The sequence below is a fragment of the Tangfeifania diversioriginum genome (assembly GCF_900141875.1).
Lineage (GTDB): Bacteria > Bacteroidota > Bacteroidia > Bacteroidales > Prolixibacteraceae > Tangfeifania > Tangfeifania diversioriginum.
The window spans coordinates 34978-41777 of sequence record NZ_FQZE01000034.1 but is presented as its reverse complement, the minus strand read 5'-3'; the positions used below and the strand labels follow the sequence as shown (position 1 = coordinate 41777).

Annotated in this window: 4 protein-coding genes; 2 read left to right on the top strand and 2 right to left on the bottom strand. The window is 45.3% G+C overall.

From position 1 onward, the window contains the following. Positions 1 to 174 precede the first annotated feature (174 nt). Positions 175 to 3861 (top strand): phosphoribosylformylglycinamidine synthase, encoded by a 3687-nt coding sequence (gene purL / locus BUC07_RS17410; RefSeq protein WP_073172706.1) that lies wholly within the window; start codon positions 175 to 177, stop codon positions 3859 to 3861. 6 nt (positions 3862 to 3867) lie between these two features. Here the strand turns inward: purL and BUC07_RS17405 are convergent, their stop codons facing one another. Both BUC07_RS17405 and BUC07_RS17400 read right to left on the bottom strand, forming a co-directional pair. Next, a complete protein-coding gene (locus BUC07_RS17405; RefSeq protein WP_073172703.1) occupies positions 3868 to 4344 on the bottom strand; it encodes a c-type cytochrome in 477 nt (158 codons plus the stop codon). Between the two features lie 13 nt (positions 4345 to 4357). Then, complete coding sequence (locus BUC07_RS17400) at positions 4358 to 5632, bottom strand: PQQ-dependent sugar dehydrogenase (RefSeq protein ID WP_139279630.1); 1275 nt, start codon at positions 5630 to 5632, stop codon at positions 4358 to 4360. A gap of 140 nt (positions 5633 to 5772) precedes the next feature. Between BUC07_RS17400 and BUC07_RS17395 the strand changes: the two genes are divergently transcribed. Beyond that, positions 5773 to 6786, top strand: coding sequence for a GntR family transcriptional regulator (locus tag BUC07_RS17395; protein ID WP_073172698.1), 1014 nt, complete (start codon positions 5773 to 5775; stop codon positions 6784 to 6786). Positions 6787 to 6800: the final 14 nt, after the last annotated feature.

Here is a 6800-nt window from a genome sequence, read left to right as displayed (position 1 = left end):
CGGCATCTCAAACTTAATGTATTTATATAAGAGGAAAAAGCCACTTTTGGAGAGACTGAACTATTCATAAATTTTAAAAATATGAATAAAGTTCATCTAAATCGCTGTCGGAGACAGAAATAATTAATTAATTATTTGGAACTACATGTTCATTACCAAAATAACTGCTGCAAAATGATTCAATTTTTTAAAACTTCAGGCGAAACTGTAATCGCTGTTGATGCCATTCTTCCGCTAAGTCAGAACGACATTGAGAAATTAACCTGGCTGTTTTCCGGTGCCGGATTCCTGAAACAGGAAAAGCTGGAGGGTTGGTTTGTCGGCCCACGCAAAGAGATGCTCACGCCGTGGAGTACCAATGCCGTTGAAATCACCCAAAACATGGGCATCAAAGGGATTGTTAGAATAGAGGAATTTGTTGGGGTTGAAAATGAAAATGCAGCGTTTGATCCGATGTTGCAGGCCATATATAACAACCTCGACCAACATATTTTTATAATCGATAAGCAGCCCGATCCAATTCTGGAAATTGACGACATTGCAGCATACAATGAACAGGAAGGACTCGCTTTGAGCGCCGAAGAAATTGATTACCTCAATTCGGTGTCGAAAGCGATGGGGCGGCCGTTAACCGACAGCGAGGTTTACGGATTTGCCCAGGTGAATTCGGAACATTGCCGCCACAAAATATTTAACGGCACGTTTGTCATCGACGGGAAAGAGATGGAATCGTCACTTTTCCAGATGATTAAAAAGACCTCGAAAGAAAATCTCAATAAAATTGTTTCGGCCTATAAAGATAATTGTTCGTTTGTGCAGGGACCGGTGGCGCAGCAGTTTGCACCCAAAACGCAGGATAATCCCGATTTTTTTGAAATCAAAGAAGTGGAAACCGTACTCTCTTTGAAAGCTGAAACCCATAACTTTCCCACAACGGTGGAGCCTTTTAACGGGGCATCAACCGGAACCGGCGGTGAAATCCGCGACCGGATAGGCGGCGGAAAAGCCAGTTTCCCGGTGGCAGGAACGGCCGTTTACATGACTTCCTACCCGCGTACCGAAGCCCAGCGCCCGTGGGAGCAGTCAACCGAAGAGCGCGACTGGTTGTACCAGACGCCTGAAGAAATTTTAATTAAAGCATCGAACGGCGCCAGCGATTTCGGCAACAAATTCGGACAGCCACTTATCGCAGGCTCAGTGCTTACTTTCGAGCATTTTGAGTCGTTCAAAAAATACGGTTACGACAAAGTTATTATGCTGGCCGGCGGAATCGGCTACGGCAATAAAAAAGACAGTCTGAAAGATGATCCGGGGAAAGGAGACAGTGTTGTTTTACTGGGCGGCGACAATTACCGCATTGGAATGGGCGGGGGCGCTGTTTCTTCGGTTGCCACCGGTGAGTTTAAAAATCATATTGAACTCAACGCCGTGCAACGCGCCAACCCTGAAATGCAAAAACGGGTGTACAATGCCATTCGCGCGCTGGGCGAATCGGATAACAATCCAATTATTTCGATTCACGACCACGGCGCTGGCGGTCACCTGAACTGCCTGTCGGAACTGGTGGAAACCACAGGCGGCAAAATTGATACGGCAAAACTTCCTGTGGGCGATCCCACGCTTTCTCAAAAAGAAATTATCGGGAACGAATCGCAGGAGCGAATGGGGCTGGTGATGAAACCCGAAAATGTGGAATTGCTGAAACGCATTTCTGATCGGGAACGGGCTCCGATGTATGAAATTGGAGAGACCACCGGCGATATGCAGTTTACTTTCGAAAACTCGAAAACCGGCGAAAAACCAATCGACTGGCAGTTGGGCTACATGTTTGGGAATCCGCCGAAAACGGTTTTGGAAGATACAACCGAAAATCCTGATTTTGAGAATTTACAATACAATCCGGAGGAAATAAATTCGCTTGTTGAAAATGTAATTCAACTGGAATCGGTGGCTTGCAAAGACTGGCTCACCAACAAAGTCGATCGCTCGGTAACCGGCCGGATTGCCAAACAGCAGGGCGCCGGGAAATTGCATCTGCCGCTGAATAATGTGGGCGTTATCACGCTCGATTATCAGGGGAAAGCGGGGATTGCCACCTCAATCGGGCATGCGCCGGTTGCAGGTTTGGTTGATGCACCCAGCGGCTCAATTCTGTCGATTGCAGAAGCGTTGACAAATATAATCTGGGCGCCTTTAACCGATAAAATTAGAAGTATTTCGTTAAGTGCCAACTGGATGTGGCCGGCGAAAAATCCGGGTGAGAATGCACGGATTTACCACGCAGTGGAAGCTGCCAGCGATTTTGCCTGCGCGTTGGGAATAAATATTCCCACCGGGAAAGATTCCATGTCGATGACCCAGAAATACAAAGACGACGTGGTTTACGCACCGGGAACAGTTATCATTTCTGCCTCGGGCGAAGTTTCCGATGTGCGAAAAACTGTGGAACCGGTGTTGGTAAACGATGAATCGAAAGAGATTCTGTTCATCGATTTTTCTTTTACTGAACGCGCTTTGGGCGGAAGTGCTTTTGCACAGTCAATTAATCAAATTGGTAAAACAGCGCCCAATGTGACCAATCCTGAAAAATTTGTTGCGGCTTTTAATACTGTTCAAACCCTGATTGAAGAAGAGCTGATTCTGGCCGGTCACGATATTGGTTCGGGAGGTTTGATTACCTCTTTGCTCGAACTCTGTTTCAGTAGCAATAAAGGAGGAATGAAAGTTAACCTCGATGGTTTCAACGAAGCAGATGCCGTGAAGATTCTTTTCAGCGAAAACCCGGGGATCATTATTCAATGCGCTGATAATGAAAAAGTAAAAGAACAACTGATAGAAAATGAAGTTGGTTTTATTTTGCTTGGCAATTCGGTTCCTTACCGGAAAGTGAGAATATCTCATTCTGAAAATGAAACCGATTTCGATATCGATTCGCTACGCGATTTGTGGTTCAAAACTTCTTATTTGCTCGACCGAAATCAGAGCGGAAAAGAACTGGCGCTGGAACGTTTCAAAAACTACAAAAAACATGAACTTGATTATGATTTCCGTGCGTTTTCAGGCGTCGCTGCCGACTTTGGAATCAATATGGACCGTCGCGAAAAATCGGGAATTAAAGCTGCCATCATCCGCGAAAAAGGGGTGAACGGCGACCGCGAAATGGCTTACGCTATGCATCTGGCCGGAATGGATGTAAAAGATGTGCACATGACCGATTTGATTGCAGGCCGTGAAACGCTGGAAGACATCAACATGATTGTGTTTGTGGGCGGCTTTTCCAATTCCGATGTGCTCGGTTCGGCAAAAGGCTGGGCCGGTGCATTTAAATACAACGAGAAAGCGCGCATTGCACTCGAAAATTTTTACAAGCGTGAAGACACGCTTAGTCTCGGCGTTTGCAACGGCTGCCAGCTCATGGTGGAACTCGATTTGGTGTACCCGGAACACAGCATCAAACCGCGTATGGAACACAACGAGTCGCACAAATTTGAATCGGCATTCCTGAATGTGGATATTCTGGAAAATCAGTCGGTGATGCTGGGTAACATGGAAGGTATGAAACTGGGAATTTGGGTGGCGCACGGCGAAGGTAAATTTTACCTGCCGTTCAATGAAATGGAATACCACATTCCGATGAAATACAGCCATGATGAATACCCGGCAAATCCCAACGGCTCACATTTTTCAACCGCAGCAATTTGCTCGAGAGACGGCCGCCACCTGGCGATGATGCCACATCTTGAACGTGCATTCATGCCGTGGCAGTGGGCTAATTATCCTATCGACCGGAAAAAAGATGAGATTGCCCCGTGGGTTCAGGCATTTGTGAATGCGCGGGATTGGATTTTTGAAAGATTATAAAATTTTTCAAGAGTCATTCCGTACATTTTGCACCTCTTCTTTGGTCACTTCGGAGGCGTTGTTGCCAAAACTTTTCCGTATGTAAGTCAGCACATCGGCAATTTGTTTGTCCGACAAATGGGAGTGCGGAGGCATGAGGCTGTTGTAAACTTCCCCTTTTACTTCAATTTTTCCTGATAATCCTTCCAGGGTAATTTTTATCAAACGTTCCTTATCGCCGGTTACCCAATCGGTATCAATGAGTGGAGGATGCATTCCCGGAACGCCTGAACCATCGGCCATGTGACAGGCCAGGCAAACAGAATCGTACACTTTTTTTCCGGGATGATTAGACATGTCGGCTGATGCTGATTTTGTTTCAGTCACTGCATTTCCGGAGGTTTGTTTGGTTGGTTCTGATTGTTGCTGGCCTGAGTTTCCCTTTCCGCCGCAGGCACTTAAAGCAACAGCCAGCAGTAAAATGGCAATTTTGTTGATTCTCATTATTTTTGGTATTTTATGAATGGATAATTCTCCAGACTTTTCCTTTATTACTGTCCACTACATAGAGCGAACCATCAGGGCCCTGTGCCAGCCCACAAGGCCTGTACTCCGCGTCGCCTGTGCTGTTAACTGGTTCTGTGCCTGCAAAACCGTCGGCAAAAACTTCCCAGTCGCCCGACGGGTTTTCGCCATCAAATGGAACGAAAACCACAAAAAATCCTTCCTGTGGTTCTGGTGCCCGGTTCCACGATCCGTGAAAAGCGATAAATGCCCCGTTTTTATATTTTTCAGGAAACATACCTCCGGTATAGAACAACAAATCGTTGGGCGCCATGTGACCAGGAAAGGCCATGATGGGGGGCTTTTTGTTTTCGCATCGTTCCTGTATTGTTTTGTCTCCACCATATTCGGGAGCAAGAACTTTACTGTTCTGCAAATGGTCGTAGTAGCAATAGGGCCAGCCAAAATCAGAACCTTCAGTTACCAGGAAGAATTCCTCCGCCGGAAGTTCGGCACTCTCTTCGGTGGTGTACATTTCCGGGAAAAATTGGTGAAGTTGATCCCGGCCATGCTGAACGGCATACAATTCACCCACCTGATTGTTCCACCGCGTGGCCACGGCATGCCTGATTCCTGTTGCATAACGTTCGCCATCCTCCAAATAATGCTGGTTTAAACTGTTTTCATCTACCTTCCAAATTCCTCCGGCATAATCAAGAATGGGGCATGGATCCATTCCCGGCGAGCCTTTGGTGCGCATCTGTTCCATGCAAGCGTTTGAAGGAGCGCCAATAGTTACATACATGTTGCCTTGTCCGTCGAATTCCATTGGTTTGGCTTCGTGCTGGCCTTCCTGCGGAAACCCGCGGGCAATAAGTTCCCACGAATTACCGGGTTTCAGTTCACCTTCCTGCATGGGGTACCTCACCACCGCACTGTCGGCACCAAAATAGAGGTAGCCGTTGTGGAGCTTGATACCGGTACCTGTATGTTCTCCGGCATATTCAATAATATCTGCTTTTCCGTTGCCCGACGTATCGCGTAAACAGGCAATTCCCCTGTTGCCGTCGTTCTGGCGCAGCGAAACGTATATATCGCCGTTTTCATTCACTTCAATATGGCGGCCGCGGCCCACGTTGTCGGCAACTACCAGCGCCGAGAATCCTTCGGGTAATGTCAGTCCGCCGTTGTCGTTGTCGGGATGGAGCGTGTGATTTTCTGGTGCATTTTCCTGCCCGCACGAAACAGCGAGCAAGGTCAGTAAAACAAAGTATGCTAATTTTTTCATTGCACTAATGTTTAAGTTCAGTCAAATGAACGTTGTAACCCGGTAAAAAGTTCAGAAAAACCGGATTGTTTCTGTATCGGTTATTTCCTGCTGGTTTAACTGAAAACTGTTTCTTATTTTTGCTGTCTATTGCAAAAATTATGAATGAATATTTGAAGATAAATCATGAGTCTGAAGTTCCGAAATACAAGCAGGTCGTTGATCTGGTCATTTCTGATATTGAATCGGGTATTTTTAAACAGGGACAGCGCATTCCTTCGATAAATGAAACCAGCGAAGAGTTATTGCTGTCGCGCGATACAGTGGAGAAAGCGTATGTTTTTTTGAAAAAGAAAGGCATTCTCTCATCGGTTCGCGGGAAAGGATATTATGTAAATCAGACCAATGTGAGCAGGCAACTCAAGGTGGCATTGATTTTTAATAAACTCAGTAACTACAAGAGAAGTCTCTACTATTCTTTCATTGAAACTCTGGGGAGTAAAGCCAGCGTTGACGTTTTTATATACAATTATGATTTGGAACAGTTTGCCAAAATTATTTTCAACCATGTATCCAATTATGATTATTACGTTATTTTGCCGCATTTTAAAGACGAAAATGCCGATGTTGCCGGTGTTATCAGAAAAATTCCGGGCGAAAAAATACTTCTGATAGACCGGAATCTCGATATCCTGAAAGATTACCCGATAGTTTATCAGGAATACGAAAAAGATATTGAAACAGCACTGACTTGTGGGATTGAACTCATCCGGAAATATAACCAGCTGAACCTTGTTTTTCCTAAAAATCAGTATTACCCGAAATACATTATGCGCGGATTTCAGATTTTTTGCCAGGTGAATGAGCTTGAATTTTCAATTATTGATGAGTTAAAAGAGAAGGATTTAAGAAAAGATGAGGCGTATGTAATTGTTGCTGATGATGATTTATACCGTTTCATAAAAATTTTACAGGAAAAAGGCTGGATCCCGGGCCACGATGTGGGGATAGTGGCCTATAACGACAATCCGGTAAAAGAAATTTTGGAGGGTGGAATAACCACCATTTCAACCAACCATGATGAAATTGGGCGAACAGCTGCCGAGATGATTCTTTCAGGCAATTTCCGACGGATTAAAAGTCCGTTTGAATTCATTAAAAGGAAATCTTTATAGCACTGTGTGTTTTG